At 38.6% G+C, this 26,329-nt stretch carries 18 protein-coding genes; 17 read left to right on the top strand and 1 reads right to left on the bottom strand.

The window, feature by feature from the left end:
• Nucleotides 1-222 precede the first annotated feature (222 nt).
• The 16 genes from DFR58_RS19000 to DFR58_RS18925 all read left to right on the top strand — a co-directional run bounded on the left by DFR58_RS19000 (nucleotide 223) and on the right by DFR58_RS18925 (nucleotide 23,410).
• Nucleotides 223-1,881, top strand: coding sequence for a sensor histidine kinase (locus tag DFR58_RS19000; RefSeq protein WP_207659284.1), 1,659 nt, complete (start codon nucleotides 223-225; stop codon nucleotides 1,879-1,881).
• Nucleotides 1,882-1,909: 28 nt separating this feature from the next.
• Nucleotides 1,910-3,502 (top strand): response regulator transcription factor, encoded by a 1,593-nt coding sequence (locus DFR58_RS18995; protein ID WP_170138231.1) that lies wholly within the window; start codon nucleotides 1,910-1,912, stop codon nucleotides 3,500-3,502.
• Nucleotides 3,502-5,046: an ABC transporter substrate-binding protein gene (locus DFR58_RS18990; protein ID WP_114299670.1), complete on the top strand. Its 1,545-nt coding sequence runs from the start codon at nucleotides 3,502-3,504 to the stop codon at nucleotides 5,044-5,046. Before DFR58_RS18995 ends, DFR58_RS18990 begins: the two co-directional genes overlap by 1 nt.
• 225 nt (nucleotides 5,047-5,271) lie before the next feature.
• Nucleotides 5,272-6,336, top strand: a complete 1,065-nt coding sequence (locus tag DFR58_RS18985) for a sugar ABC transporter substrate-binding protein (RefSeq protein ID WP_114299669.1) — start codon at nucleotides 5,272-5,274, stop codon at nucleotides 6,334-6,336.
• Between the two features lie 93 nt (nucleotides 6,337-6,429).
• Nucleotides 6,430-7,911, top strand: coding sequence for a sugar ABC transporter ATP-binding protein (locus tag DFR58_RS18980; protein WP_114299668.1), 1,482 nt, complete (start codon nucleotides 6,430-6,432; stop codon nucleotides 7,909-7,911).
• A 19-nt stretch (nucleotides 7,912-7,930) separates the two neighbouring features.
• Nucleotides 7,931-8,935 carry an ABC transporter permease gene (locus DFR58_RS18975; protein WP_114299667.1) on the top strand — a complete coding sequence of 335 codons (1,005 nt, stop codon included), beginning with the start codon at nucleotides 7,931-7,933 and terminating at the stop codon, nucleotides 8,933-8,935.
• 218 nt (nucleotides 8,936-9,153) lie between these two features.
• Nucleotides 9,154-9,585: a C-glycoside deglycosidase beta subunit domain-containing protein gene (locus DFR58_RS18970; protein ID WP_114299666.1), complete on the top strand. Its 432-nt coding sequence runs from the start codon at nucleotides 9,154-9,156 to the stop codon at nucleotides 9,583-9,585.
• A gap of 14 nt (nucleotides 9,586-9,599) precedes the next feature.
• Entirely contained in the window at nucleotides 9,600-10,571 is a 972-nt protein-coding gene (locus DFR58_RS18965; protein ID WP_114299665.1) for a sugar phosphate isomerase/epimerase family protein, read from the top strand.
• Nucleotides 10,572-11,084: 513 nt separating this feature from the next.
• Complete coding sequence (locus tag DFR58_RS18960; protein ID WP_207659283.1) at nucleotides 11,085-12,701, top strand: sensor histidine kinase; 1,617 nt, start codon at nucleotides 11,085-11,087, stop codon at nucleotides 12,699-12,701.
• Nucleotides 12,698-14,299 (top strand): helix-turn-helix domain-containing protein, encoded by a 1,602-nt coding sequence (locus DFR58_RS18955; protein ID WP_114299663.1) that lies wholly within the window; start codon nucleotides 12,698-12,700, stop codon nucleotides 14,297-14,299. The genes DFR58_RS18960 and DFR58_RS18955 overlap by 4 nt, the downstream gene beginning before the upstream one ends.
• A 121-nt stretch (nucleotides 14,300-14,420) precedes the next feature.
• A complete protein-coding gene (locus tag DFR58_RS18950) occupies nucleotides 14,421-15,971 on the top strand; it encodes an ABC transporter substrate-binding protein (RefSeq protein ID WP_114299662.1) in 1,551 nt (516 codons plus the stop codon).
• Between the two features lie 77 nt (nucleotides 15,972-16,048).
• Nucleotides 16,049-17,023 carry an ABC transporter permease gene (locus DFR58_RS18945; protein WP_341457414.1) on the top strand — a complete coding sequence of 325 codons (975 nt, stop codon included), beginning with the start codon at nucleotides 16,049-16,051 and terminating at the stop codon, nucleotides 17,021-17,023.
• Between the two features lie 21 nt (nucleotides 17,024-17,044).
• On the top strand, nucleotides 17,045-17,935 hold the full coding sequence (locus tag DFR58_RS18940; RefSeq protein WP_114299661.1) for a carbohydrate ABC transporter permease: 891 nt from the start codon (nucleotides 17,045-17,047) through the stop codon (nucleotides 17,933-17,935).
• A gap of 134 nt (nucleotides 17,936-18,069) precedes the next feature.
• On the top strand, nucleotides 18,070-20,751 hold the full coding sequence (locus tag DFR58_RS18935; RefSeq protein ID WP_114299660.1) for a glycosylhydrolase-like jelly roll fold domain-containing protein: 2,682 nt from the start codon (nucleotides 18,070-18,072) through the stop codon (nucleotides 20,749-20,751).
• Nucleotides 20,752-21,158: 407 nt separating this feature from the next.
• Nucleotides 21,159-22,073 (top strand): sugar phosphate isomerase/epimerase family protein, encoded by a 915-nt coding sequence (locus tag DFR58_RS18930; protein ID WP_114299659.1) that lies wholly within the window; start codon nucleotides 21,159-21,161, stop codon nucleotides 22,071-22,073.
• An 11-nt stretch (nucleotides 22,074-22,084) separates the two neighbouring features.
• Nucleotides 22,085-23,410, top strand: coding sequence for a hexokinase family protein (locus tag DFR58_RS18925; RefSeq protein ID WP_114299658.1), 1,326 nt, complete (start codon nucleotides 22,085-22,087; stop codon nucleotides 23,408-23,410).
• A 131-nt stretch (nucleotides 23,411-23,541) separates the two neighbouring features.
• On the opposite strand, the gene DFR58_RS21980 is transcribed toward DFR58_RS18925, so the two are convergent.
• On the bottom strand, nucleotides 23,542-23,682 hold the full coding sequence (locus DFR58_RS21980; protein WP_170138230.1) for a hypothetical protein: 141 nt from the start codon (nucleotides 23,680-23,682) through the stop codon (nucleotides 23,542-23,544).
• Between the two features lie 88 nt (nucleotides 23,683-23,770).
• Between DFR58_RS21980 and DFR58_RS18920 the strand changes: the two genes are divergently transcribed.
• On the top strand, nucleotides 23,771-25,999 hold the full coding sequence (locus tag DFR58_RS18920) for a glycoside hydrolase family 3 N-terminal domain-containing protein (protein WP_114299657.1): 2,229 nt from the start codon (nucleotides 23,771-23,773) through the stop codon (nucleotides 25,997-25,999).
• The last annotated feature ends 330 nt before the right edge of the window (nucleotides 26,000-26,329 follow it).

Genomic DNA, 26,329 nt, shown 5'->3' with positions numbered 1-26,329 from the left:
TCTGAATAGATATAATTGGTTTTGGCCACAGGTGCTTTTATACATTGAAATAAAACATATGCATATATATGCATATAAAAGAAAATACTTTATCTTATTAATTTTCATAATATTTTAAACAATTAAAAGAAAGCGGGATTAGTATATATGCAGCTTAAACTAAGACATGGTTTCTTTAATTCCATTAGGTTTAAACTAATCATAGGCGTCTTGATTTTTCTGATGCCTTTTGTTATGCTGCTTGCGTATAACAACTTTTATGCTATAAATGCCATACGTGAACAGGTTGCAGCTTCCAACAAAAATGTTGTGGGCTTATACCTGAATCAGATAGATTCCAATCTTTCGGAAATAGACAAGTATCTTGCGGATTTGGCAGGTACCGATACCGATATATCCCAAATTGAGTCATACTCAAATGAGGATGAATCCGTATTGGCAAACGTTCGTTTAAAAATTAAAATATCAAAAGATATATTACTTTACAAGTATATAGACGGACTTTTTATCTATTCAATGCCAAAGCGGGAGTTTATTCTGGCGAAAAACGGGGCTGATTATTCAAATGCTTTTAATGACCCAAAAACCAGTATTAAGAACATTATAGAAAGAAATCCTCATCCGAATTCCTTCTTTGCCGAAGGCTGGATGGTGGAACAGGTTGATGAAAAATATTATTTTGTACGGATTCTAAAAAAGGGTAATACCTATGTGGGAAGCTGGATTGAGGCAGATCAATTATTAGCTCAGATAAACGACGGGAATTTTGGAGTTAACGGTATCTCTGTTTTTGTTACAGAGCATGGAGAGCCCATGAACTATTCACAGCACATTCTGGCTAATGGGATTGATTTAAAGCAAAACTTTCAAAAGCATTATTTAACCGGGATAGAACACAAATTTCTGGTTGTAGGTGAAAAATCTGAAGAGGGCAGCTTCAGCATAGCAGCAATAACGCAGGATAGCAAGATACTAACCGGTTATCCGTATATAGAAAGGATAGTTATATTTGTAGCAGCAGCTACATTGATTCTTATGCCCATATACCTGTTTGTTTTGAGAAAGACAGTATTAATTCCCATAAACCGTATTCTCACTGTAATGAAAAGGATCAGAAAAGGAAATCTGAAGGTTCGAATAGAGCAGTTTAAGACATCCGAAGAGTTTCTGCTCCTTAATGAAACCTTCAATGATATGCTGACTCAGATCCAAAATCTTAAAATTGATATTTATGAGGAAAAAATCACCAGACAAAAGGCGGAACTTGAGCATTTGCAGCTTCAGGTCAAACCTCATTTTTTTCTTAATACGCTGAATATTATGAACACACTGGCCAGAACAAAAAATTACGAACTTCTTCAGGAAATGTCGATGTGTCTGGTAGAGTACTTCCGCTACATGTTTAGAAGTAATACACCTTTTGTTTTTCTTAAGGATGAGCTGCGGCACGTAAAAAATTATATAAGGATTCAGGAAATGCGCTTTCCAAAAAGCCTGAGTACTAAAATAGATATTCCTGAGTTTCTTATGGATGCCTCAGTACCTCCGCTTATTATTCATACATTTGTGGAAAATACTATCAAGCATTCGGTTACACTTGATGAGCCCATACAACTGTCCATTAAAGTCAGTGTCATTGATAGAAATGAAAAAGATTATATAAGAATCATAATTCAGGATACGGGGAAAGGCTTTGCAGAAGATATTATAGGGAAAATACAAGCAGGACATAAAATTATAGACGAACAGGGTGAGCATATCGGTATCAGAAATGTTCAGCGCAGATTGTCGATACTATATGAGGGACAGGCAGAATTCATATGCACAAATAGTGAAGGTGGCGGAGCAATCATTGAAATGCTCCTGCCTAAAAATATATAGACAGACTATGCAGAAAGGAGGCTTTCCATTGAAACTGTTAATAGTAGATGATGAAATAATTATAACAGAGGATTTAAAGAATTCAATTGAATGGAGTAAGCTAGGCATAACCGAAGTGTTTACAGCTTTTAATATACGACAAGCCAAAGAAGTTTTTTTTAACAGTGAAATAGACATTATGCTTTGTGATATAGAAATGCCACAGGGCAGCGGGCTGGAGCTTTTAGCATGGGTAAGAAAAAATTTCCCTAAAACCGAGTCTATATTTTTAACCTGCCATGCAGATTTCAGTTATGCCAAGGAAGCTATCCGTCTTGGGAGTCTGGATTATATTTTAAAGCCTGTTCCGTACATGGAACTGGAAAAAGCCATATCCAAAGCTATAGAAAAAATTAACAAAGAAAGCAAACTCCTTGAAAAAAGCCTATTCGGGGAATTTTGGTTTAAGCATCAGCCTCTGGTGATTGAACACTTCTGGATTGATATACTTAACAGAACCATACGTACTAACCAAAAGGCTATAAAAGAGGCTGCGGAAGCCAGAAATATTCCGTATGCGGAGAATATGAAATTTCTTCCGGTTTTGTTCAATATAAGACGCTGGCACAACGATTGGAACCTTCAGGATCAAAAGCTTATGGAGTATGGATTTAAAAATATAGTAAACGAGGTTGTTTTAAAAGATGGTTCCAAAGGTCAGCTTATTGAAATGGAAAGAGGAAAATTCATCATAATTCTTTCTATTTGGAACAACCGTTTGCTTGATATTGGTACTCTTAAAAAGGACTGTCAAGCCTGCTTAAACGCAAGCAATGAGTATTTGAAGTGTGACATTGCCTGTCACATAGGCAGCGAGGCTTATGCCTACGAACTGCCTGTGATGGTGGATAATTTATATGAGCAGGAAAAGGATAATGTTTTCCATGACAATAGAGTGTTTTTACTGAACGAGCAAAATAAAGTACTTGATAATATAGATTTACCGGATATGGGCATGTGGTCAATAATGCTGGCAGAAGGCTCGGGCGAAAGCCTTCTTTCAGAAATTTTAACTTACCTTGACGGCTTGTCGAAAGTAAGAGGCTTTAAAGCAGGTAAACTAAAAGAATTTCACCACGACTTTATGCAAATGGTTTATTCAACCCTGAAACAGAAGGGCATACAGGCTCACAAGCTTTTTAACGATACAGAGTCTGTCAAGCTATATGATAACTCCGATAACTCAGTAAGAGACTTGCTGGTCTGGATAAGGCATGTAGTCATGAAAGTGGTGGATTACACAGGTGATGTTGAAAAAACACAGACAATAGTCAATAAAGTAAAACAATATATAACCGTTAATGTGGAACAGGAGATGACCCGTGAAGAAGTTGCAAATCACCTTTATTTGAATCCTGACTATCTTGACAGAATTTTTAAAAAGGAAACCGGAATGTCTGTAACAAAATTTATGGTACAGGAAAGGCTCAATAAAGCACAGGAACTGTTATCAAAGACAGAGCTTCCTGTAAGTGTAATAGCTGTAGCTATTGGATACAAAAACATGTCCCACTTTTCAGCTGCGTTTAAAAAGCATACAAACATGAATCCAATTGATTATCGAAAGGAAGCACACAAGTAATGAGATATAAGAAGATCGTTAATTTGTCGGTAATTTTAATTATTTTGCTGCTTTTTACCTCCTGTAATTCTAATAATAAGATATCCTGGCCGGCAGAGCCGAAAAAGAATGAAGAAGTAAAAAGTGACAAGGTTTCTCAGCTTAATATGGTATATCCCCAGCTGGGGAATATCCCTAAAGACATAAATGAAGTTGTTAGTGAAGTAAATAAAATATCAAAGTATGAAATTAACACAACTATAAAGATGACCGGCATAAGCGTTGTTAATTATGCACAGCAATGCAGATTAATGATTGCTTCGCAGGATAAGATGGACCTGATAGTAACCGGGACACTGGGTTTTATAGATTTTACCGGACAGGTTGCCAATAATCAGCTGCTTCCTCTTAACAATCTTATTGAAAAAGGCGGACATGGAATAAAAGCGTCCGTTGGTGAGTTTCTGGAGGCAGCAAAAGTAAAAGGCGACATCTATGGAGTACCTACACTAAGAGATGAGGCTAAAGCTGCAGGCTTTGCCATAAGAAAAGATTTGGTAGAAAAGCTTGAAATTGATATATCTAAAATCAGGAGTTTAGAGGATATTGAGCCGATTCTTAAATTGGTTATGGAAAATGACCCTGACATTGCTCCATTCTACCCGGGACAGGAAGCAACGCATAGTATAGACACAGCTATGAGGGTTCCAAACGGAGATACGCTGGCAAGCGATTACTACTTTAGCGGTGTTCTTATGAATGCTCTGGATAACAGATTAAAAGCAGTAAATTATTATGAAACTCTGGAATATGCTTCCCAGATCAAGCTCATGAGAAAATGGAATCGGAGGGGCTATATATTTCCAGGTATTATTAATAACAACGAATCCTCATACATTTTGGTAAAGGAAGGAAAGCTTGCATCGTTCCTGCAGGATATAAAACCGGGTATTGAAGGGCAGGTAAGCAGGCAGTGTGCCAGAGATATGGTAGTTGTAGCATTGGCGCCAATAATATCAAGTACTAATGTCGTTACTGCTTTTGTTTGGTCTATTCCTTATTACGCTAAAACTCCTGAAAAGTCCATGGATTTTCTAAATCTCATGTACACCGACAGTAGAATTATTAACCTTCTGGATTGGGGGATTGAAGGAAAACACTACGTAAAGCAGCCGGATGGAACAATAGACTACCCGCCCGGAGTCAACGCATATAATACAGGATATGGTATGAACTCGGGATTTATATTCGGAAATCAGTTATTGTCCTATGTTTGGAAAGGCGACCCGGTAGACCTTTGGAAGCAAGTAGATGAATTTAATAAAACCGCAATAAAGTCAAAGGCATTTGGGTTCCAATTTGATTCTACTCCTGTGAGAAATGAGTATGCTGCCTGCTTAAGTGTATGGCAGCAATACCAGAGACCTCTGGGTGTGGGAGCAGTAAATCCGGAAAAAATACTGCCGGAATTTATCTCAAAGCTTAAGGCAGCCGGCGTCGACAGTGTAGTTGCGGAAAAGCAAAGACAGCTGGATTTGTGGACAAAGGGAAATAGTGTAAAATAAGTCCCTCTAATTTAATTTGAAATTTTCTTGTAAGGATGCTGTTTTGATTAATGGCATTCTTTTTAGATAGTTTGCATCCTAATTTATATAGTGGCAGTAAACGTTTACTGAAATATATTGCAAAAGTCGAAATTAGAAAAGTATAAAGTCGACATTAAGGTAGTGACATATTTCCTGCGGTTCTATAATTAAGATGTAATTAAAACTTGTTAAGGGGGATACAAAATGAAAAAAATCTTATGTTTGTTACTCGCAGTCGTATTTGTACTTGGTATGGCAGCTTGTGGTCAGCAAGCGGCTACAGATCCCGATGCTTCTACAAAGACAGAAAGCACAGAACCAAAAGCAGAGGCTTCAACAGCAGCACCTGAAAACACAGAAAAGTCCAGCTACTATATAGGCTTCTCCACTTTGTCTACTGAGGGTGACTTCATGTCCTTGCTGGCAAACCAGCTTACAGACAAATTTACAAAAGCAGGTCACAAGTTTGAAGTGGCATCATCAGATTTCAACCCAACAAAGCAGATCGAGCAGATCGAAAACTTTATCTCTTTAGGCGTTGATGAAATTATTATCATGGCAGTAGACCCTTCAAGTCTTTCAGATGTTGTTAAAAAAGCAATGAATAAAGGTATTAAAATAGTAGCATTTTCGCAGGAAACAGATCAATATGATGTTTTCCTCGGTTCGGATGAATTCGCTACAGGTAAGCAGCAAGCTGAAATGGCAGCACAGTGGATTGAGAAGGCTTTTCCTGATGCAGCTCCGGGCAGTGTAGAAGTAGCAATTTTTGAAAACAGAGACAAGCCTACAGCCGCACAAAGAGGAGATGGTTTGCAGGAAATTGCAAAATTAACTCCAAAAGCAAAAGTAGTAAAAACCGTAGGTGTTGATACAACTCCTAAAGGCGGTCAGGCAGCAGCAGAAAACTTAATGTTAACCAATCCTAATGTAAAAGTAATTTTAAGTCATAATGGTGATACGGCAATGGGCGTAGACGCATATGCAATGTCACTGAACTCACAAATTAAAGATAAGGCTCATTTTGCAACTTTTGCAGTGGATTTTAATGGTCCTGCAGCTGATTCAATAAAGAAATCCACTGAAAATAAGAGCGTATGGCGTGGAACAGTTATGATGGGTAAATCCTTGGATGAATTATTCGAAAAGGTGTTTGACAATGCAATAGCAGCACTTAAAGGAACATTAAAAGACAAGAAGGATTTCTCAAAGCTATATTCAATAACACCTGAAAATGTTGATGCTGCAGCAAAAGGTCAAATTGAATAATTTTGAATTGAAGTAGTAAAATTCATAAACAAATAGAGGCTCGGTGGATATATTAAATATACCCACCGTAAGCCTTTAAGGAGTTTGAATAATATGGATAATACAGTTCTGAAGCTAAGTAATATAACTAAAACATACCCGGGCGTTGTAGCCCTCAACGATGTATCTATTGAATTCAAAACAGGAGAGATACACGCGATAATGGGAGAAAACGGAGCCGGAAAGTCAACCCTCATTAAGGTTATAGCAGGTGCTATTACTCCGGATTCGGGTGAAATAATTATAAATGGAAAGACCTATCGGCAAATGACTCCTCAGGAAGCAATTTCCAATGGTGTTTCAGTAATATATCAGGAATTCAACTTGTTTGAATCATTAACCGCTGCCGAAAATATTTTTATTGGTGAGAAAATCTCAGACAAAAAATTAGTTGATTTTAAGGAAATGAACCAAAAAGCAAAAAAAATTTTTGATAAATTTAATGTAAAGATAAATCCAAAGGCGCAGGTACAAAGCCTTAGTCCTGCTTATAAGCAAATAGTGGAAATATCTAAAGCCATAAATAAAAACGCAAAAATATTGATTATGGATGAACCCACTGCACCATTAACAATGGCCGAAGTTGAGGAGCTTTTTAAAATAGTTAATGAACTAAAGCAGAATGGAATTACAATTATATATATCTCTCATCGTCTCGATGAAATATTTACAATCGCAGACAGGGTATCCATTATGCGTGACGGTAAATATATCACAACAAGAAATATAGAAGATACAAGCCGCAAGGATTTAATAAGCCTGATGGTTGGAAGGGAACTCAAAAACTCATACCCGCAACCAGAAGTTGAACCTTCGGATATTGCATTGGAAGTAAAAAATATAAGCGGAAACGGTATAAAAAATGCCAATTTCAATGTTAAAAAGGGTGAAATACTTGGTATGGCGGGCTTAGTAGGGGCCGGGCGTACTGAGCTAATGAGAGTTCTATTTGGAGCAGACAAGATGGAAAGTGGTGAGATTCTCATAAAGGGTAAACCTGTAAGGATAAAATCTCCGGCAGAAGCTCTGGAACTTGGTTTAGGCCTGATACCCGAGGATAGAAAACATCATGGTGCTTTTCTGCAAAACTCCATTGAATGGAATATATGCATATCAAACATTAAAAAGATATCAAAAAGCGGTATTGTGAATCGTAAATCAGAAAAAGATCAGGCAAAATATTACTGTGATTCCTTAAGAATTAAAACACCTTCACAGGAGCAAAAGGTATTGAACCTTAGCGGCGGTAACCAGCAAAAAGTAGTACTCGCAAAAGTAATGGCTGCGAATACGGATATTCTAATATTCGACGAACCCACAAGAGGTATAGATGTAGGAGCAAGAGAGGAAATATATCATCTTATGCGTGACCTTGCAAATGAGGGAAAAGCAATAATTATGGTTTCATCGGATATGGAAGAGCTTTTGGGCATGAGCGACCGCATCATAGTAATGGCCGAAGGCATAATAAAAGGTGAATTAACAAAAACCGACTTCAGCCAGCAGCTTATATTGGAAATGGCTTCGGGTGAATAATTAATCGGAGGGGTATAAAATGTCACTGGAAACTAAAACAGCAGGAGGTATAAGTACCGGACAAGGCTTTTCCTTCTACGAAATATTAAGAAAATATGTAATTATTTTTGTATTTATTTTTTGTATTGCTGTTTTTGGGATAATAAATCCCAAATTCTTAACTTTAACAAATATATTGAATATATTCTGGCAGAATTCTTATCTTGTAGTTGCTACCCTGGGAATGGTATTCCTTCTGATCAGCGGCGGTGTTGACCTGGCTGCAGGCTATGAGCTTAGCTTCGGTGGAGTTGTAGCGGCAACAAGTCTTGTTAAATGGAACCTGCCCATATGGGCGGCGGTTCTTTTAGGAATTGCGGTATGTGTGCTTTTTAGTGCAATAAACGGTATTTTAGCAATTAAACTTAAAATCAATTCAATGATGGTAACATTAGGTACCATGACAATTTACTCAGGTATTTCGAATATTTTTACAGATCAGAAGGCGATATACAATTTGCCTGACAGCTTTAAATTCATAGGTCAGGGATCGGTCTTGGGAATTCCTTTGCCAGCGATTATAATGATAATTGCTGTAGTAATAGCAAGCTTTATTTTAAACCTTACCTACTTTGGCAGATACATCTACGCAGTGGGTGGAAATACTGAAGCCGCAAGACTTGCAGGTATAAAGGTAAATAAAATAAAAATGATGATATTTATCCTTGGTGGGTTTTTCTTCGGAGTTGCAGCAATAATGCTCGTTGCCAGAACAGGCTCCGCAAATGCCAGCATGGCATCCGGCAGTGAATTTACCTGTTTGACGGCAGCAGTACTGGGCGGTATAGCAATTCAGGGTGGAGAAGGAAAGATTTGGAGCGTTATAATAGCAGTATTTATTCTAGGTATACTAGCAAACGGTATGCAAATCATAGGATTGGGCATATACGCACAGTATATAGCTAAAGGTACTATCCTGCTTGCTGCTATGGGCTTTGATACTTATCAGAAGACAAAAGCCGCAAAAGCTCCAAAACTTGCTTGATGATTTTTAAGGAATAAAATTAAAACGGTTAAAAATTCTTATTGAGTTTTTAACCTTATTTTTTATAAAAAGAAATACTTTTTAAAAGCTGATATATAACCAAAAAGTACTTTCAATTTTAGTGTTATTAAGTTACAATTGAAATAGATAAGAAAACGATTACAGTTATTTTCGATCGGTTTTTCTTATAATTCATAATTATATAAGGAGGTAACAAGATGGGATTTGCTTTACGAATAGCTTTTGTAGACGTTGTTTGTGACAATAGCTTAAAAAATGTATATGTAAATGGCAATAATGCGGGGTTTGAATTTGATATCCGATTAGCATATTACAGAGGACACTACTTGTCCTGTATTGATCTGTTGGAGGTATATGTTGATGGAGAGAAAGTGCCTGAAGAAACTGTAAGATTCGGATTGAATGGTAAAGAGTTTTCTGTTTGCCAGTTGAAGTACTGTTTTAATGAGTTCTGGAGATTACGGAATCCAGCCAGAATAAGCGTAATTAAAGATGGTGGACTTAATGCAGGTAAGCATCATATCGAAATAAAATTGATGCTAAGAGTACCATATATGGCTTTAGGTGGAGATCACAACTATATGCCGCTTGACAGCTGCGGTGAAAAAACTTTGGAAGTTGTAGAATAAGGAGGAGTATGAAAATGAGCAAAATTAAACTGGGAGTAACACTATTCAGCTTTACAATGGCATATGCTACAGGAAAATATTCCTTCGAAGACTGTGTAAGAAAGGCTGCAGAGTGTGGGGCTGAAGGATACGAAATAGTCGCAGCACAAATGATCCCTTCTTATCCGTATATAAGCGATGAGTTTTTAGGTCAAGTAAATTATTTGAAAAGAAAATATGGAATCGGGCCTTCCTGTTATGCGGCAAGCAATGACCGAGGGATGAGATTTGATAGGGATCTTACAGATGATGAAATGCTGGCAGCTGCAATTACCGACTTGAAAAGTGCCCATAAGCTGGGGTGTACAGTTATGAGGGTGCAGTTTGTTTTACCTCCGAAAGTATTTGAACGATTGGCTCCATATGCAGAAGCCTATGGTATTAAAGTGGGACTTGAAATCCATAATCCGGAAACTCCTTCTACTCCATATGTTCAGGAATGTTTAAAGGCTATTGGAAACACAGGCTCGAAGTATCTTGGCTTCATTCCTGACTTTGGCTGTTTTGCAACAAAGCCAAACAAACCTCATTGGGATAGGGCTATTAAAAACGGGGCATCGTTGGAGCTGTTGGAAATGGCGGCAAAAATGCGTTATGAAGATGTACCTTTGGCAGAGGCTCAGAAAAAATTGGCGGAAGCGGGTGCTAACGGTGCCGTATTTGCAGCTCTTCAGGGAATGTACGGGTTTGTACAGTTTACAAATGCACCGGATTATGAAGGTTTGAAAGCAATAATGCCTTATTGTTTTGAGTTTCATGGTAAATTCCATTACCTTGATGAAAATGACAGAGAAGCAAGCATTCCTTATGATAAAATACTTCCAATCATTCAGGATTCAGATTTTGAGGGTTTTATCATGTCTGAGTTTGAAAATGAATTATATATTGAAGAATACGATATGGTAAAGCGGCACCTGAAAATGGAAAGAAAAATTTTAAAAAAGTAATTTTCAAAATAATATTATAAGACTTCTCAAACAGGGATGTCTTATATTTTTAACACCATTTTTTGTTCAAATCTAAATTTCTCGGAGGTATATTATGTGCTGCAACGTAAATTCAAATTAGTAAATTACTGGAACTGCCTGAAGGAGAATTCAGCTTTAATGCCTGCATGATTGGTTACTCGAATGGACCTGTAAGGGAAATCCAACGCAACGAACCGCATTTGGATATTAAATGGATGGAATAGACAATGGTAATATTTATAACCTTAAAAAAGGACTTAAGATAGTGTATAATCAGTTTTAAGTTTGAAATTGAAGGTTGCGAAGGGGAGAAAGTACATGACAGGGGAAATAAGGGGTATTTCACGAAATTCATTTCGCTTTAAACTTGTTGCCGGGGTGATTTGTATACTGATTCCCCTTATTGGTTTGTTAATATACAACAACCTTTATGCTATCAAAGTAATTCACAATCAGGTAGCCGAGTCAAATAGAAACATGCTGTTTCAATATATGAAGCAAATCGATAGCAGCCTTGATGTTGTGGATTCGTATTTGAGTACTATGGCAGCATCCGATCCTGACCTTCAAATTCTGAACCTGCAATATGATGAAGACAGCCGCCTTGTGTCCACTGCCAATCTGTCAAGCAAGCTTGGTAAAGATATACTTGCATACAGATCCATGGATTGTATTTTTATATACAATACAGTGAGTGAAGATTTTATCTATGGAATGGGTGAGAGTGAAAGCTTTAGTGAGCGTGATAGAATGAAAACGTATATTACGGATTTGATAAATAACGATCCAAAAGTAGATGCCTATTTATATCCAAAGGGATGGCGAACAGAAAAAATTAACGAACAATATTATCTCATGAGGCTCTTTAAATCCGATACCTCATACGTCGGTGCCTGGGTTCGCGTAAAGAAGCTGTTGTTTCCTTTGAATTTTATTAATATGGGTAATGGCGGTGCATCCATGCTGACAACGGCTGACGGTATACCGATGACCAGCTCAAACGATGTTACCGACGAAAATGTTGATTTAACGAAAAGCTTTAACCGATATTACCTTACAGGAACCAGAAATCAATATTTGCTGGTAGGAGCAAATTCCACCAAAGGTGATTTTAATCTGGTAGCTCTGATACAGGATAACAAAATCCTTGAAAATTTGCCGGTTTTGCAGCATGTAATAAATACTATTGCTTTTGGTTCAATTCTATTGCTGCCGCTCAGCCTGATTCTGCTGCACAGGGTAGTTATGGTACCGATAAACAGAATAATTTCTGCAATGAAAAAGATCAGAGACGGTAATATTGAAGTAAGAATCAAAAAATATAAAACCTCAGACGAATTTAAGCTTGTAAATGATACTTTTAATACCATGCTTGATGAAATTCATGATTTGAAAATCAATGTTTATGAGGAGAAACTGAGCAAGCAGAAGGCAGAACTTGAACATTTGCAGCTTCAGGTAAATCCGCATTTTTTTCTGAATTCGCTTAATATTATTTACCGTATGGCCCAGACCAGAAGGTACGATTTGATTCAGGAGATGTCCTTGTGTCTGCTGCAATACTTCAGGTACATGTTCAAAAATAATCTCAAATTTGTGGCACTTAAAGATGAACTGCAGCATGTGCGAAACTATATTCGGATACAGGAACTGCGTTTCCCGGGGAATCTTACCTATGAGGTTAAGGCGGAAGAGTTTTTGCTGGAACAGCCAATACCTCCCCTGGCAATTCAAAACTTTGTTGAAAACTCTGTGAAATACGCAGTATCTCTTGACGAGCCTGTACACCTGTGTGTTAATGTTCAATATAAAAAAATTGATGGATTAGAATTTATGAAGATTATTATTAGCGACAGCGGCAAGGGATTTTCTGAAGAAGTTTTGAAAGAACTGCGGGAAGGAAGACGCGTTGTAGACGAACAAGGTGAACATGTAGGTGTATGGAATGTTCAAAGAAGACTTGAGCTTCTGTATTCGGGCGAAGCGGCAATAACATTTTCTAACGGAGAGAAATCAGGCGCAAGAGTGGAGATGGAGGTACCGCTCAAAACGGCTTTTCAACTTGCGGATGAAAAAATTAATGCTGAAAATGGGGAGGGGAGTGTATGATTAACTTAATGATTGTAGATGATGAACTGCTGGAAATTGAGGGGATAAAATCTACTCTGGATTTTCGGGCGCTTGGTATATCTGAAATATATGAGGCCTCAAACATTCGTAAGGCAAAAGAGCTTTTTTCAATCCATTCGGTCGATATTCTTCTATGTGATATAGAAATGCCTCAAGGAAATGGATTGGAGCTTCTTACCTGGGTTAAGGAGCACTTCCCGAAAACAGAATGTATTTTCATTACCTGCCACGCAGATTTTCATTATGCCAAGCAGGCAATACAATTAGGCAGCCTTGATTATCTTCTGAAGCCTGCACAGCCTGATGAATTGGAGAAAGTTGTGCGAAAGGCTCTTGAAAGTATAAAAAAGGCAAGTGAAATTATAGATAACACCCGTTTCAGTAAACTCTGGCTTAAACATCAGCCCCTGATTGTAGAACATTTTTGGCTGGATGTTTTAAGTCATAAGATTCCTTCTACTCATGAAGATATGAGAAAAGCTGCACTGGAGATCAATTTTCCAGGCCTTGAGGAAATGCAGGTTTTTCCTATTTTAATACGGACGCAGAGATGGCCCAAGAAGCTGGACCCCAGAGATGAAAAGCTTATGGAGTTCGCTCTTAAAAATATTGCACAGGAGGTTATACTAAAAGAATCCGGAAATGGAATCATCATAGACACCGGTAATGGAGCCCTGATTGCCATGATTTACATTGAGAGTTCAGAACATATAGATTTTAATGGGGTAAAAGAAGATTGCAGCAAATATATAACAGCTTGCCAAAGGTATCTGGAATGTGAACTTTCATGTTATATGGGAAGTACGGCACTTAGTCATGATCTAAGGAATACGGTGGAAAGACTAATAATGCTGGATTTGAATAATGTTACGCACACAAATAAGGTTATAGCCCTATGTGACAGCAGTTTGGCAAGCACTGAAATTAATCTGCCCGATATGAGTACATGGGCATTGATGCTGGAGCAGGGTGAAAAGAATAAATTATTTTCAGAGATAGAAAAATATCTGCAAAACCTGATGGACACAATGGAGCTGAATTCCAATGTTATGCATCAGATTCAACTGGATTTTGTTCAGATGCTGAGTTTGTTTTTAAAAGGTAAAAGTATACAAGCTCACATCCTTTTTAAAGACAATGAATCTATCGCTTATTTCAGCAGTGCCACAAGGTCGGTCAGGCACATGCTCCAGTGGATGCTCCATGATGTTGAAAGGGCGCTTCAATGTGTAAATAAAGTAGAAAAATCACAATCTGTCATAGGAAAGGTCCAAAGCTATATAGCACAGAATATAGATAAGGAGATTACCTGTGAGGAAATTGCCGCAAAGGTGTTTTTAAATCCCATTTACCTGACACGGATTTTTAAAAAGGAAACCGGGATGGCAGTATCGGAATACCTGCAGCAGGAGCGGCTTAAGGTTGCACAGGATTTGTTGTCCAGAACAAATATGCCTGTAAGCAATGTGGCAGCACATGTGGGGTACTCAAATTTTTCCCACTTTTCAAGGATGTTCAGGAAGTATACAGGTCTATCACCGGTTGATTTCAGGAAAAAGCTTGCACAAAGAACTTAATTGATACGAATGCATAAACAGGTTAAAAAAGTGCAAATAAAAAGTTTGAGTTGGAGCAGTTGACATTATTCCGCTGTGTTAAATTATAAGTGTAGCTCATTATATTTCAAGGAGGAATACAATGAAAAGAAAAATTAGTCTTATAGCATTACTAATGGCAATTCTTATGGTATTCTCAGCTTGCGGCTCCGGCGGAAGCAACTCAAAGGAAGCTGATTCATCAGAAGCAACTGCTTCAACAGCAAATGCAGCTGAAAAGACAAAAGCAGAAACACAGGGACCACCGGTAGATTTAACAATGGCATTCCTTGTAACAGGTTCTATTCCGGCAGATCTGCAATTGGTTGAGGATGAAGTAAACAAGATTGTTACACCTGCCATCAATGCAAAAATAAAGCTTATGCCTCTTAATTTCGGTGCAGCTATGCAGCAATATAATCTGATGCTGTCGAGCGGTGAAAAACTGGATTTAATGATCACCTTCCCAACAACTTATACGTCATTGGTTGGACAGGGCAGGATACAGGAGATAGGCCCTTTGCTTGATGAATACGGACAGGGAGTTAAAGATGCATTAGGCAACTACTTAAAGGGAAGTATGGTCAACGGAAAGATATACGGAGTAAGACCAATAAGTGAGATAGGTGGCAACGGCGGATTTGTAGTACGCAAAGATATAGTTGATAAATACGGCATCGACTTGTCCGGCATAAAAACCTTTTCAGATATAGGAAATGTTTTGAAAGCGATAAAAGATAAAGAGCCAAATGCATATCCTTTAGGAATCAGCTCACAGGGAATGAGCATTCTTCAGGTGGAAGCATCTTTTAAATATGACACTTTAAGTGACAGCTTCGGCGTACTTATGGATTATGGTCAGGATCTTAAAGTAGTTAATTACTTTGAATCTCAGGAATATAAAGATAAATTAAAATTGATGAGAGACTGGTATCAAAAGGGCTATATAATGCAAAGCATCGCTACTTCCAAGGAAGACCAGCATACTCTGATTAAGACAGGCAAGGTATACTCATATATATCTCCAAGCAAACCGGGTATAGCTACACAGGAATCGGCTCAAAACGGATATGATTGTTATGTACAGGAGTACAGCAAGCCGTTTGCATCCACGTTTAACGTATCATTATGGCAGTGGGTTGTTCCCGTTTCATGTAAAACTCCTGATAAAGCTGTGCAGATGCTTAATCTCATGTACACAAATGCAGATCTTGAGAATCTGCTTGCATGGGGTATAGAAGGAAAGCATTATGAGAAGAAATCTGATGGGACAATTGGGTTCCCTTCAGGGGTAACAGATAAGACCTCAGGCTATTTCACAAATCAACCTTGGATGTTCGGAAACGAATTCCTTACTCACGTATGGACCGGAAACCCTGCGGATATTTGGGAGCAGACAAAGAAATTTAATGAGAGTGCAGTTATTTCCAAGGCTATGGGTTTTGCATTTGATTCAACTTCTGTAAAGTCTGAGGTTGTTGCTCTTAATAACATCTGGCAGCAATACAGAATGGGACTTGAAAATGGTGCCGTTGATCCCGAGAAGATTTACCCACAGTTCATTTCAAAACTTAAAGCTGCGGGTATAGAAAAGGTTATTGCAGAAAAACAAAAGCAACTTGACGCATGGGCACAGCAAAACAATGTAAAATAACCATTAATTAACCGTATATCAGCCCAATCACCTAAGAGCTGGTTGGGCTGTACGGTTTTAAAAGGGAAGGGTTGAATATGGGAGATATGTCAGTAATAAAGAATGCGGCAATAAAAGCAAATCAGAAGCCTGTTAATCTTAAATCAAGAGTTGACTATAAAAGATATTTACCGCTGTTTTTATTAATGGCACCGGGACTAATATATTTTTTTATAAATAACTACCTGCCGATGTTCGGTCTGGTAATAGCCTTTAAAAATGTAAACTTTCAAAAGGGTATATTCGGCAGTGACTGGGTTGGATTTGAAAATTTCAAGTATCTGTTTGCCACATCAGATGCTTTTATAATAACAAGAAATACTATTTTGTATAATGTAGCCTTCATAATAATTGGAATAATAGTTCAGGTGGCTTTTGCTATACTGCTTAATGAAATAAAAAACAAATTCTTTTTAAGGATGTACCAGAGCCTTATAATTTTACCGTCATTAATATCTATGGTTATAATTGCATACCTTGTTTATGCAGGCTTAAGCGTAGATACCGGGCTGATAAACAATACCATACTACCGGCCTTTGGACTGGAACCGGTGAGCTGGTATTCAGAGCCTAAATACTGGCCTTTCATAATACCGTTAGTACAGGTATGGAAAACGCTGGGGTTTGGATGTATCATATATCTTGCAACAATAGTAGGAATAAGCCCTGAGTATTATGAGGCAGCAAGACTTGATGGGGCTACAAAATGGCAGCAGATAAGGACAATAACACTACCTTTTCTGAGACCGGTCATAATAATGCTTACGATCCTTGCAATAGGAAAAATATTTTATTCGGACTTCGGCTTATTCTATCAGGTGCCTATGGATTCAGGGCAGCTCTATGATACCACAAATACAATAGATACCTATGTTTACCGTGGTTTGATGCAGATGGGTGACATAGGCATGTCTTCTGCGGCAGGTTTCTATCAGTCTATGGTAGGTTTTGTTCTGGTGCTTGTATCAAATTTCATTGTAAGTAAGGTCGATAAAGAAAGTGCGTTGTTCTAAAACGGAATGGAGGATAATTTTATGAAAATAGCTGAAGATAGGGGAATTCGCGCTGCGAGTCATATAATTCTGGGTCTATTCTCCATTGCCTGTGTTTTACCTTTTGTATTGCTGATTATAGCGTCCTTTACGGATGAGTTGGTTATTGGTACTAACGGGTATTCATTTTTCCCTGAAAAGTTTAGCTTGACAGCCTATATGTATTTATGGGCTAAAGGAGCTGAAATAGGAAGAGCATACTTTATTTCAGTATTTATTACGGTTGTAGGGACATTAAGTTCCCTTGCGATTTCGGCAATGCTGTCTTATCCGTTGTCAAGAAGGGATTTGCCCCACCGCAAAATTTTGAATTTCTATGTAGTCTTTACAATGCTCTTTAATGGTGGTTTGGTTCCAACATATCTTGTATATACACAGTACTTCCATATCAAAAACACAATTTGGGCTCTTTTAATTCCGACCTTGCTGTTGAACGGATTTACTGTAATGCTTATGAGAACTTTCTTTTCAACAAATATTCCATCTGCATTGCTTGAGTCGGCAAAAATAGACGGCGCGGGAGAAATAAAGACCTTTATGATGATAGTTATACCTATGTCACTTCCAATACTGGCCACCATAGGCTTACTTTCAGCCTTGATGTACTGGAACGACTGGTTCAACGGGTTAATTTACCTTACAGACCAGAAACTGTACAGTTTGCAGAATGTCTTAAACCGTATAATGATAGACATTCAATTCCTGCAGACAACAAATACAGGTAACCAATCAGGATTATCAACCACAAACCTGCCTGCTGAAACTGTAAGAATGGCAATGGCAGCAGTTGGCGTGGTACCAATATTATGTGCGTATCCATTCTTCCAGAAGTATTTCGTAAAAGGTATTGCTTTAGGCGCAGTTAAGGGATAAATGAGTATTTAAGGAATACTAGAATAATAAATATAATTAAAAAAAATAATAATGGCGCTCCTTAGTGAGTGCCTAATTTTTATGACACCGGGATATATCTGATTTTATAAATGATTAAAACTGGAGGAGTAATTATGGATAAACGGTTGCGTGAAGTTCTTGAAGGAAAAGGAGAAAACTATATTTTGCCTTTTTTTTGGCAGCATGGTGAGGAAGAGGAAGTATTACGTGACGAAATGAAGAGAATAAATGAGTCGGGTATTGGCGCTGTTTGTGTAGAAGCCAGACCTCATCCGGATTTTGCAGGTCCCCTGTGGTGGAGGGATATGGACATTATTATGGATGAAGCCAGACAGAGAGGAATGAGGGTTTGGGTGCTGGATGACGCTCATTTTCCAACTGGTTTTGCCAATGGTCATATCAGGGATAAATATCATGAAAAGGGCAAGAAATATCTTACGATAAAAAGTATAGATGCGGATGGTCCGTTAAAAGATGGAGCATTTTTTGTTGGAGACTGGCTGAACAGGTTTGATTGGATGAACGCTGGTGAAAAGCTGTATATGGACGATGAGCTTTTCGCAGTGGTAGCCACGCGTAGAAGTGAGGAAGGAGAAGGTGTTGACGGAACTCTCATAGATATGACCTCCAAGGTATGTGATGGTATATTGTACTGGGATTTGCCCGAAGGTCCATGGAGAATTTTTACTATAATTATCACACGCAGCTGGGGCGGAAATCCTGACTATATCAATATAATAGATGCCGATTCCGTAAGGGTACTGATAGATGCTGTACATGAACCTCATTATGTAAGATATAAGGAGGACTTCGGCGGCACTTTTGCAGGCTTTTTTTCAGATGAACCAAGCTTTGGCAATACAAAAGGCTTCAATTTTGACGAATCCATAGGAAGAAAGAATATGGTACTTCCCTGGAGCAAGGATGTTGAAGTTCTTCTGAAAAAGGAGTTTGGAAGTGAGTTCAAACGTCTTTTGCCATGCTTGTGGTCGAATGCAGTAGAGAGAACCTGGGAAGTAAGATACAAGTATATGAATATCGTTTCGTGGCTTTATTCCAAGAACTTTGCAGGGCAAATCGGAGAATGGTGCAAAAAGCATAACGTAGAATATATCGGGCATGTAATAGAAGACCAGAATGTCCATGCAAGGCTTGGGTGCGGGGCAGGTCATTTCTTCCGAGCGCTTTGGGGACAGCATATGTCAGGCATAGATGTTATAGGCCAGCAGGTACTGCCCAGATTTGTCAACTACACAAATCCGCCTCTTGGTCAAGGCCCTGACAATGAATTTTTCCATTTTGGGCTTTCAAAGCTGGGATCTTCCCTTGGACATATAGATCCAAAGAAAAAAGGGAGAACCATATGCGAAATCTTTGGTGCTTCGGGATGGGCATCAGGGGTCAAGCTCAACAAATGGATGGTAGACCATGTTTTGGTCAGGGGAATAAACCACATAGTACCGCATGCCTTCTCTGCAAAGGAATTTCCTGATCGCGACTGTCCTCCGCATTTTTATGCCAGAGGAAGGAATCCTCAGTTCAGATACTTTAAGCATTTGATGGAATATACAAACCGCATGTGCCACCTGCTGAACGGAGGATTGCACATAGCGCCTGTTGCTGTTCTTTATCATGCTGAGGCAGAATGGAGCGGAGAATATATGTATTTCCAGAAGCCTGCACATAGGCTTGCAAACAGCCAGATTGACCATGATATACTGCCTTCCGACATATTCAGCAATATGGACGCTTATAATGCCGGATTTGGGGATGGAAAGCTTTATGTTAACGGTGAGGCTTACAGATGTCTGGTTATACCTTACAGTCAAAACATTACAAAAGATTTGGCACAATTTATTGCAAATGCTAAAGGATTTGAAGTTATCTTTATCAACGATTTGCCGGAGGGCATTTGCGGAGAGCCCGATCCGGTTAGAAGCAGAGCAATTCTTGAAGACTTGAAGGATTGCAGGGTAACAAATCTTGAAAGTCTGGCAGAAGAGCTGCGCTCATTAGGAATTTATGATATCAGTCTTTCGGATGAGGAGCCATACCTGCGCTATTATCACTATAGAAGAGGGGACACAGATATATACATGTTCTTTAATGAACATCCCGTAAACCATATAAATACAATAGTAAGCCTGAAGTCTGAAGGTAAATTATTTTTGTACAATGCATTTGACAATAAACTTGTACCACTGAATGGAAATAAGGAAGGAAATACAACAAGTCTTCTGTTAAAACTTTCATGCTATGAATCGGCTGTAATTATATCCGGTGAAGTTGACAATGATTTCTTTTCTGAATTAACGGCTGTGAAGCTTATTGAGGCATATAAGAACCATAAAGAAGCAATTATTGAAGGAAAGTGGAAGGTTTCACTTGCTGCATCCCTTGAGTACCCTGATTTCACAAGGGAGTTTGTATTGGACAACCTTGTGAATATGTCATCACCGGATTACTTCCCGGATTTCTCAGGTACCTTCCGATATATTACCGAATTCAACATGGATATTCAGCCGGATAAAGCAGTGATTGAGCTTGGCAGAGTATTTGAAGTTGCAGATGTGCAAATTAATGGACAATCGGCAGGCATAAGGATATGTCCCCCTTACAGCTTTGATATCGGCAGACTTCTAAAGCTGGGAGTGAATACGCTTCAGATTGATGTTACAAATACTTTAATCAGAGAAGTACGGGATCCAATGTCTACTAATATGGCTATAGATCCGTCTGGTTTACTTGGGCCCGTAAAAATAAGATATAATATGGGAACAGACCTGGAAGTATAATAAAAGTGCTACCATTTCCAAAGCGATAGGTTTTGCTTATGATTTAACTCCTGTAAATACTGAGGCAGCTTGATGTCTGGGCGGCAGCAAACAAAGTGGAATAAACGTAATCGTTTTCCGTAATAAGCGTTGTGTTTTTAGAAGTATAATGTTACAATAGAAACATAAAAAAAGAAAACGATTACAAATAAATTTTAACGTTAATAATCTACTATATAGGATGCAATAAAGATTTTACAAACATAGAGAATATAATTGCTTACAGAAATTTTTAACTACAACGAAAAGACGCCTTGCGGGTGAAAAAAATTTCTTCCATCAAACTATATCCCCCATGTAAAATCTTTATTGCTAAATATATAATTTTCACAGATAAATTTTAATGATTTTAAGGAGGATGAAACTAGATGAAACTCGGATTTGTTAGTGCGATACTTGGTGATTTTACTTATGAAGAAGTTATCACTTACGCAAGTGAAAACGGATTTTCCTGTGTGGAACTAATGTGCTGGCCTAAAGGCAAGGCAGAAAGAAGGTATGCGGGAGTAACCCATATAGACGTAGATACTCTGGATGAAAAAAGGGCTGCTGAAATAGTTGAATTTGCAAAAGCAAAAGGCGTTGAGATCTCGGCATTGGGTTACTATCCAAATCCGCTTGATCCTGACAGCGAAAAGAGCAAAGTATATATTGACCATATAAAGGAAATAATCAAATCCGCAAATATGCTGGGAGTAGGTACGGTTACTTCCTTTATCGGAAGAGACAAAAATAAAACAGTTGAAGAAAATCTTGATTTGTTCAAAGCTGTTTGGGTGCCCATTATAAAGCTGGCTGAAGAAAATAATGTAAAGATAGCCATAGAAAATTGTCCGATGCTGTTTACAAAGGATGAATGGCCGGGCGGATTAAATCTTGCTACTACTCCTGCTATCTGGAGAAAGATGTTTGAGTTGATTCCAAGCCCTAATTTTGGCTTGAATTATGACCCTTCGCACTTTGTGTGGCAGCAGATGGATTACATCAAACCTATTTATGAATTTAAGGATAGAATATTTCATGTTCACTTTAAGGATATCAAGTTGTATAAGGATAAACTTGAGCAGGTAGGCGTAATGGCCACACCTTTGCAGTATATGACTCCGAAGCTCCCGGGCCTTGGTGACGTGGACTGGGGTAAGTTCGTGTCGGCTTTGACAGATATCAGATACAGGGGATATGCATGTATAGAAGTTGAGGATAAGGCGTTTGAAGATACACAGGAGTCAATTAAGAAGTCTATTATACTCAGCAGAAATTACATGAGACAATTTTTATTTTAAGGGAGGTACTTATGAACGAAATAATAAAGAAAGTAAACACCTTCTTAATGAAATACAGGATGCATCATGAAGGAATAGATCTGGCAAGGGATTCGAGAACATTTATTGAGGATATGGACAGAGGCCTGGCAGGTGAAGAGAGTACATTGAAAATGCTGTGTACTTACCTGAACCCTGAGGGCGATATCCCGGTTAACGAGCCTGTAATTGTAATTGATGCAGGAGGCACAAATTTCAGGGTGGCAGTTGTTACCTTTGACAGTGACAAAAAGCCCGCTATAGACGATTTTAAGCTGTATTCCATGCCCGGAACCAATGGTGAAATCAGCAAGGATGAGTTCTTCAATACAATTGCAGGATACCTTGAGTCCGTTATAAATAAAAGCAATAAAATTGGTTTCTGCTTCTCATACCCTACAGAAATACTTCCCAACAAGGATGGAAAGCTCATCAGATTTAACAAGGAGGTTAGAGTAAGGGGCATGCATGGTGTGGAGATAGGAAGCAGTCTGCTTGAGGCATTAAAACAAAAGGGTTATACGAATAAGAAAAGCATTGTACTGTTAAATGATACGGTTGCAACATTGCTTGGAGGGAAAGCCGCGCACCCGGATCGTAAGTTTGACAGCTATATAGGCTTTATTCTCGGTACGGGTACTAACACATGTTATATAGAGGAAAACAGCAAAATAAAAAAAGCCAGAGATCTGGCAGATGCTGCAGGATCAACTATGATAAATATTGAGTCCGGCGGTTACGGAAAAGCAACGAGGGGAGAACTGGACGAACAGCTTGATTTGACAACTTCTGATCCGGGCAGCCAGCAGTTTGAAAAAATGATTTCAGGTGCATATCAGGGAAAATTGCTTATGACAGTTATGAAGAAAGCTGCACAAGATGGGCTGTTTACAGATAAAGCCGCAGAAAACCTCCTTGGCATAAAAGAGCTTGTTTCACGTGACATAGATGATTTCTGTTACTATCCTTACTCAAAAGATAATGTTCTGGGTAGGTGTATAAATTCAGAAAGTATTAACAACGAAAATAACCGTTTGACTCTGTACTATATAATCGACGCAATTATTGAAAGAGCAGCTAAATTGACTGCCATTAACCTTGCGGCAGTTATTGTAAAAACAGGAAGAGGTAAAAACCCATTATTGCCGGTATGTGTAGCTGCCGAAGGTACAACCTTCTACAAATCAAAACTGTTTAGAGGCAAGCTTGATCATTATATCAGAGAGTATTTCAATGAAGAATCAGGCATATTCTGCGAGTTTGCCAAAACAGAAAATGCAACTCTTACAGGTACTGCAATTGCGGGCTTGTTAAACTAGAAAAATATAAAAATTATAGAGAGCTTAATTTTAAGAAATAATCACCTAACCAGTAGCTGCACCTAATAAATGCGATACAACTCGCTGTCTGTACAAAGGCAATTTGTACCATATATTTAGCAATAAAGATTTTACATGGGGGATATAGTTTGATGGAAGAAATTTTTTTCACCCGTAAGGAATACATCTTCCGAAAAGCGCCTGATGACATACCCGTGAGACATTTCCCCGCAAGGCGTCTTTTCGTTGTAGTTAAAAATTTCTGTAAGCAATTATATCCTCCATGTTTGTAAAATCTTTATTGCATCCTATACAGTGAAACATTCTCTACTAAGCTTTATTATAAGAGAGGGCATACAAATGTATAACAAACAATTGGATTTTGTAAATGAAAAGACAGAAAGAAAAATAAATGAATTGCTGGAGAAAATGACTCTTCAGGAAAAAATAGGACAGCTAACCCAGATATCACCTTCAATATTTGGAGCCTGGAATATGGACCAGATAATACAGCAGTTAGTTGATGGACAAATCACTGTCGAAGAATTCGAAAAGATGCCCCGTGATTATCACGAAAACGAAATACGCGAAGGCACTGTTGGCTCTTTGGGGGGTATAACCAACGCTAAAAAAGCAAATGAACTCCAGCGTATTGCAGTGGAGGAATCACGGGTTGGTATACCTCTTCTTTTTGGATTTGATGTAATACATGGATTCAGAACTATATTCCCGATACCTCTCGCGGAATCCTGCGGCTGGGAACCTGAACTTGCAAAAAAGACAGCAGAAATCGCAGCTAAAGAAGCATCTGCTGCAGGCATAAATTGGACTTTTGCACCTATGGTTGATATTGCCCGTGATCCAAGGTGGGGCAGAGTTGCCGAAGGAGCAGGAGAAGACACGTGCTTGGGCAGTGCAATGTCTGCTGCCAGAGTTGAGGGTTTTCAAGGTGATGATTTATCAAATACTGATAGGGTTCTTGCGTGTGTTAAACATTATGCTGCATATGGAGCTGTTGCAGGCGGCCGTGATTATAATACCACAGACATGTCGCTGCAAACACTTCATGAGGTGTATCTGCCTCCGTTCGAAGCAGCTGCAAAAGCCGGATCGGCTACTTTTATGTGTTCGTTTAACGATCTCAACGGTGTCCCATGCGCGGCTAACAAATACCTTATGAGTGATATTTTAAGAGATAAGTTTGGGTTTAAAGGCCTTGTAGTGAGCGATGCAAATTCCATCGCAGAATGTGTAATGCACGGACATGCAAAAGATGATAAAGAAGCCAGCTTAAATTCCTTGCTTGCAGGTGTTGAGGTAGACATGAGCCATGGTACCTATAGGGAGAGCCTGCCTGCACTTGTATCGGAAGGAACGTTACAGCAAAAGGATCTCGATGAAGCGGTAAGAAGAGTGCTTAGAGTAAAATTCATGCTGGGACTTTTTGAGAAGCCGTACAGAACCGATGAAGAAAAGGAAGCAAATACATTGCTTGCAGCGGAACATGTTGAATTAGCCCGTGAAGCTTCACGCCGTTCCATTGTGTTGCTTAAAAATGAAAATAATACTTTGCCGTTATGTAAAAATGTGCAAAAAATAGCTGTTGTAGGACCGCTGGCAGATAACAAGGCAGATATGCTCGGCAGCTGGGCAGGTTGCGGAAAGCAAGAGGATGCGGTCAGCGTGCTTGAAGGAATTAAAGCCGTAATTAATAAAAATACGGAAGTAATATACGCAAAAGGCTGCGGAATAATTGATGATGATACCGGTGGCTTAGGGCAGGCAGTATATGCTGCAGAACAATCGGATATAGTCATTGCCGTAGTAGGGGAGAGTGCGGAAATGAGCGGTGAAGCGGGAAGCCGTATTGACCTTGTTCTGCCAGGAAAGCAGGAAGAACTGCTTAGAGAGCTTAAGAAAACCGGCAAGCCCTTGGTTGTAGTGTTGATTAATGGAAGACCGTTGTCTATTCCCTGGGTTAAAGAGAATGCCTCTGTAATACTGGAAGCGTGGCAGTTGGGAGTGCAAAGCGGTAATGCAATAGCTGATGTCCTTTTTGGAGATTACAACCCAAGCGGAAAGCTTACTGTTACCTTCCCGTACTCAGTAGGGCAGGTTCCTGTTTACTATAACCATCCAATGACAGGAAGACCTGCAGGAAAGATCAGATTTAGCTCCAAGTATATAGATGGCCCCACTGAGCCACTTTATCCGTTCGGTTACGGCTTGAGTTACACTACTTTCAAATACGAAAATCTTAGTATAAATCCTTCTGAAGCAAGTGTGGATGGAGTAATTACTGCAGAGGTTGATATTACCAATACCGGAAGTATATTCGGGGAAGAAGTGGTGCAGTTATATGTGTGCGATTTAGTTGCTTCAAGGGTAAGGCCTGTAAAGGAGCTAAAAGGCTTCAAAAAGATAGCATTAAAGCCTGGAGAAACGCAAAAGGTTCGTTTTGAAGTTGACGCAAGCAGTCTGGGCTTCTATAACGAAAACATGAATTATATTGTTGAGCCCGGTGAATTTAAAATATGTGTTGGACCGAACTCGACAGAAGGATTGGAAGGAGTTTTAAGGATATTGTAATAGAACATTATAATTATAGTAAAAAATACCAAGCTAAATACAAGTAATGCAATGATGCTATGGGGCGGATCTTCCTTTCTAAAATGGATAACCGTCCCTATCCTGTCTTAACCCCCTTCTTTGAAAATTAAGAAAATATATTCAAAATCAAACATATATTTACATAAATCTCTTGTGAATATATAATCATGGTTATTCATTATTTTATATAAAGGAATAATAAATATTAGTTTCATGTACCGCAAATTAATAGGGAGGTCTGTTTTTATGTCAAAGAAAAAGCTTTTTACTGTGTTTCTGGCGGTGGTTTTCCTTTTTCAGAGCGTATTT

Origin of the sequence: Anaerobacterium chartisolvens (assembly GCF_003337415.1) — a bacterium.
In the GTDB taxonomy this organism is placed as follows: domain Bacteria; phylum Bacillota; class Clostridia; order Acetivibrionales; family DSM-27016; genus Anaerobacterium; species Anaerobacterium chartisolvens.
This window is presented reverse-complemented; position numbering and strand designations above follow the sequence as displayed.

Bases quoted from the DNA above. Each gene is read 5' to 3' on its own strand.
- DFR58_RS19000 (WP_207659284.1), top strand. From the start codon at position 223: ATGCCTTTTGTTATGCTGCTTGCGTATAACAACTTTTATGCTATAAAT.
- DFR58_RS18990 (WP_114299670.1), top strand. From the start codon at position 3,502: ATGAGATATAAGAAGATCGTTAATTTGTCGGTAATTTTAATTATTTTG.
- DFR58_RS18985 (WP_114299669.1), top strand. From the start codon at position 5,272: ATGAAAAAAATCTTATGTTTGTTACTCGCAGTCGTATTTGTACTTGGT.
- DFR58_RS18980 (WP_114299668.1), top strand. From the start codon at position 6,430: ATGGATAATACAGTTCTGAAGCTAAGTAATATAACTAAAACATACCCG.
- DFR58_RS18975 (WP_114299667.1), top strand. From the start codon at position 7,931: ATGTCACTGGAAACTAAAACAGCAGGAGGTATAAGTACCGGACAAGGC.
- DFR58_RS18970 (WP_114299666.1), top strand. From the start codon at position 9,154: ATGGGATTTGCTTTACGAATAGCTTTTGTAGACGTTGTTTGTGACAAT.
- DFR58_RS18965 (WP_114299665.1), top strand. From the start codon at position 9,600: ATGAGCAAAATTAAACTGGGAGTAACACTATTCAGCTTTACAATGGCA.
- DFR58_RS18960 (WP_207659283.1), top strand. From the start codon at position 11,085: ATGAAGCAAATCGATAGCAGCCTTGATGTTGTGGATTCGTATTTGAGT.
- DFR58_RS18955 (WP_114299663.1), top strand. From the start codon at position 12,698: ATGATTAACTTAATGATTGTAGATGATGAACTGCTGGAAATTGAGGGG.
- DFR58_RS18950 (WP_114299662.1), top strand. From the start codon at position 14,421: ATGAAAAGAAAAATTAGTCTTATAGCATTACTAATGGCAATTCTTATG.
- DFR58_RS18945 (WP_341457414.1), top strand. From the start codon at position 16,049: ATGGGAGATATGTCAGTAATAAAGAATGCGGCAATAAAAGCAAATCAG.
- DFR58_RS18940 (WP_114299661.1), top strand. From the start codon at position 17,045: ATGAAAATAGCTGAAGATAGGGGAATTCGCGCTGCGAGTCATATAATT.
- DFR58_RS18935 (WP_114299660.1), top strand. From the start codon at position 18,070: ATGGATAAACGGTTGCGTGAAGTTCTTGAAGGAAAAGGAGAAAACTAT.
- DFR58_RS18930 (WP_114299659.1), top strand. From the start codon at position 21,159: ATGAAACTCGGATTTGTTAGTGCGATACTTGGTGATTTTACTTATGAA.
- DFR58_RS18925 (WP_114299658.1), top strand. From the start codon at position 22,085: ATGAACGAAATAATAAAGAAAGTAAACACCTTCTTAATGAAATACAGG.
- DFR58_RS18920 (WP_114299657.1), top strand. From the start codon at position 23,771: ATGTATAACAAACAATTGGATTTTGTAAATGAAAAGACAGAAAGAAAA.